Consider the following 479-nt stretch of genomic DNA (forward strand, 5'->3'; position numbering starts at 1 on the left):
GAGCTTCAATCGATGTTGTACAGCGTCGCTGCCAACAGCCAGCAGACGTTCGACGAGCTGCTTCAGGGGGTTCACAATCGGATCGAGAAGATTCCGATCGATGACCGGCTCACCCAGCTGTTCAATCACGTGCCCGACAGTGATGACCCACACCTCGATTTCCGCCAGGTGATCGACGAGGACGCGGTCATCATCATCGACACCGGTGCCTTACACTCAGCCAGCCAGCAGGCGCTCACCCGGACCGTTCTCTCGAAGCTGTGGACCGCGCTCCAGCGGCGCGCCCGGACAACTGATTCGGATGAGCGGCCCCTCGTTAATCTGTATCTCGAGGAGGCCGCTCAACTGGTTACCTCCGGCATTGTTGACGAGCTGCTGTCGCAGTCCCGCTCCTTTGGGTGTAGCGTCACGCTCGCCACCCAGTTCCCCGATCAGCTCCGGCTGCGGGAGGAGGCGGCGTACGTAGAGTTGCTCAACAA

1 pseudogene is annotated in these 479 nt (G+C 60.8%); it reads left to right on the top strand.

Annotated elements, in window-relative coordinates:
* Positions 1–479: pseudogene (locus EXE42_RS16810) on the top strand (type IV secretory system conjugative DNA transfer family protein); the annotation flags it as partial.

The organism is Halorubrum sp. SP3 (genome assembly GCF_005435195.1).
GTDB lineage: Archaea > Halobacteriota > Halobacteria > Halobacteriales > Haloferacaceae > Halorubrum > Halorubrum sodomense.